Source organism: Nostoc cf. edaphicum LEGE 07299, from assembly GCF_015207245.1.
Classification (GTDB): domain Bacteria; phylum Cyanobacteriota; class Cyanobacteriia; order Cyanobacteriales; family Nostocaceae; genus Nostoc; species Nostoc edaphicum_B.
The window spans coordinates 1-3,175 of record NZ_JADEXF010000772.1 but is presented as its reverse complement, the minus strand read 5'-3'; the positions used below and the strand labels follow the sequence as shown (position 1 = coordinate 3,175).

Sequence of the window (3,175 nt, the reverse complement as noted above, 5' to 3'; positions counted from 1 at the left end):
GTGTAGGCTCTATCTGGTAGGTAAAATTACTAGATAAATTTATGGTAATTAGAGCGCCAAGCAGCAGCATTCCTAATTCTGCTGTGGTATTAACCTGACTTACAGTTAGGTTATTTGATTTTTGAGCAACTAGTTAGGTAACTGAACGGCAAGTTTAGTTACTAGAAAATCTTTGCATGACGACATTCAGTGTCTAGCAAGAGGTGAATGTCTGAATGGCACCAATACCTCAAAGTTTTACGGTGAAAAGATTTTATCGATATGCCATCCGAGGATTTTTTAGACATATATCAGTGGTTAAAACCATGATGCTGTCCTCTTTTCATAAGCACTTGCCACCTAATTATGTGGGTTCGATCAAAATGTGTGATGCATTTGAGCAGTTAGGAATTGCCAACCTTTCGTAGCAGCAGTAATCATAACTGGCATAGCCCAAATCAGCGATACCGACCCTAAGCTTCTCTAAGAGATGCTCCGCGTAGCTTGCTTCCCCGGAGGGGTACGCTAACGCACTATAAAAAAAGAAAAAATATATGAGTACAACACGCAAGTTTCGTTTAGGTGCATTCATTCAAGCTACCGGACACCATGTCTCTGCTTGGCGACACCCCAATTCACAAGCAGATGCGGGACTGAATTTCGAGCATTATAAGGAAATTACCCAGACCGCCGAACGCGGCTTATTCGATGCAGTTTTCCTGGCAGATAGTCCAGGAGTCTGGGGCGGCGCTCCAGAAACTCAGCATCGCAACGGTAAAATTGCCCATTTTGAGCCTGTCACCCTCTTCTCGGCCTTATCCTCTGTAACCCAAAACATTGGCTTCATTTCCACCGCCTCGACCACTTATGAAGAACCCTACACCCTGGCACGTAAGTTTGCTTCCTTAGACTACTTGAGTAAAGGCCGGGCCGGGTGGAATGTAGTTACTACAGGCAATCAAAATGCTGCACGTAATTTCGGACTTGAGCATCACCCAGAACACGGCCAGCGTTATGAACGAGCTGAAGAGTTTGTGGAAGTGGTGAAAGGTCTATGGGATAGTTGGGAAGACGATGCTTTCATCCGTGACAAAGAGTCTGGGGTCTATTTCGACCCGGATAAACTGCATACATTGAACCACAAGGGCAAATATTTCTCTGTAAAAGGCCCTTTAAACGTTGGTCGTCCGCCCCAAGGTTATCCAGTAATTGTTCAGGCTGGAGCCTCCGAATCGGGACGGGACTTAGCTGCACGCACTGCCGAGGTGATTTTCACCGCCAATCAAACCCTAGCTGATGCCCAAGAGTTTTATGCTGATGTCAAAGGTAGGCTAGCACAATATGGGCGATCGCCAGACGATCTCAAAATTATGCCTGGTGCTTTCCCAATCATTGGCCGTACTGAATCAGAAGCTCAAGAAAAATACGAATTCTTGCAATCGTTAATCCATCCCGATGTGGCCTGGGGGATTTTAAAGGACTATTACAAGGGTGTGGATTTGTCGAAATATTCTTTAGATGATGTGGCTCCCGAACTACCCAGCGACACCAACACTAACAAAAGTCGTCTCAAACTAGTTAGAGATTTGGCTACTCGTGGGACTCTCACACTGCGCCAGTTGTATCTCTCTCTTGCTACTGCACGAGGTCATCGCACCATACTCGGTACTCCCGAAACCATTGCCGACCAACTAGAAGAATGGTTCAACAACGATGCCGCAGATGGCTTTAATATCATGCCGCCAATCCTTCCCACAGGATTGGATGAATTCGTTAACCTAGTCGTTCCCGTCCTCCAAAAACGCGGACTGTTCCGTACTAAATACGAAGGCAGTACCTTACGTGAAAACCTGGGATTGCGTCGTCCGGCCAATCGTTTTACTGCTAAACAACTAGATGAAAGATTGGTGTTGGCGTAAATGACTTTTCATATCTGCACTGTGCTTACAGTGCTGTAGTGTAAATGAATTTTTCACGGATGCTTATGGCATACCTTTTAAACCGTACTTTCTGTAGATCGCCACCTTACAGAAAATCGTAGGGAGACGCGATAAATCGCCGTCTCTACAAGAAATGTATTTATCAATAGCAGCATTGGATGCTGAAAAACTCTGTAATTTTTGTGCTGTAAGCAAGGAAAAAAACATGACTGAATATAGCCGATTGAAGACCTCACGCTCTGCTGCAATCAGAGCAACCCTTGATTATCCAGTAATCGACACCGACGTTCATACCAATGATTTCACCCCAGCTTTTGAGGATTACATCGCTAAGTACGGCGGTGTGAAACTTGTAGATGAGTTGCGTAAGACGGAAGCCTCTCGTCTTAACTCTAAGAGCAACGGTAAAGACTGGTATCAACAAACTCCTGAAGAACGTCAATACAACCGCACAATCCGATCGCCTTGGTGGGCTAGAGTGACCAAAAATACACTCGATCTCGCCACTTACACCCTCCCCGGATTGCTCTATGAGCGTCAGGCGGAGCAAGGATCGGACTATTCGGTGCTGTTTCCCAACAATGTCTTAGCACCGGCTGGAGCCAGTGCAGAAAATCGTCAAGCACTGCAACGCGCGGTCAATCACTATCATGCTGATATTTACCGGAAATATAGCGATCGCTTGACACCGGTAGCTGGTATCCCATTAACTACTCCCCAAGAAGGCATTGAGGAGCTCGAGTTTGCAGTGAAAACACTTGGTTTAAAAGTGATTAATATCACTGGCGGTGTGAAACGGCCAATCAAAGTGATCGCTGATAAATATCCAGCTGATAAATTCCCTGAAATCGCCAAGTATGCTTCTTATATCGACTTTTACGGACTAGATAGTGAATACGACTACGATCCTTTCTGGGCAAAGGTCGTGGAACTTGGCGTACCCGTCACCACCCATTATGGCAGTCAGGGTTGGACTGGCCGCTCCTCCATCAGTAACTACATGAACAACCATATCGGTCACTTCGCCGATGGTTCGGAAGCGTTTGCGAAGGCGTTGTTCTTCGGCGGTGTTACCAAGCGTTTTCCGCAGTTGCGAGTAGCGATGCTGGAAGGTGGTGCAGATTGGGGTGCGCGTGTCTACATTCATTTGGTAGATCGGTTCTCCAAGCGCAATATCAAGGCACTGGAAAACTACAATCCAGCATTGACAAATGCCGATGAGTTGTTTGAAATATTTGAGCGCTACGGTGCAGAAA

At 46.1% G+C, this 3,175-nt stretch carries 2 protein-coding genes; both read left to right on the top strand.

The annotated features are described in order from the left end of the window. The first annotated feature begins 533 nt into the window (after positions 1 to 533). On the top strand, positions 534 to 1,898 hold the full coding sequence (locus IQ229_RS20425) for an LLM class flavin-dependent oxidoreductase (protein ID WP_194046870.1): 1,365 nt from the start codon (positions 534 to 536) through the stop codon (positions 1,896 to 1,898). Positions 1,899 to 2,124: 226 nt separating this feature from the next. Next, positions 2,125 to 3,175 (top strand): amidohydrolase family protein (locus IQ229_RS20420; RefSeq protein WP_194046872.1); only part of this gene is annotated, 1,051 nt, incomplete at its 3' end.

What these genes read in the sequence shown, in the direction of transcription:
- IQ229_RS20425 (WP_194046870.1), top strand. Translation starts at nt 534, where the DNA reads ATGAGTACAACACGCAAGTTTCGTTTAGGTGCATTCATTCAAGCTACC.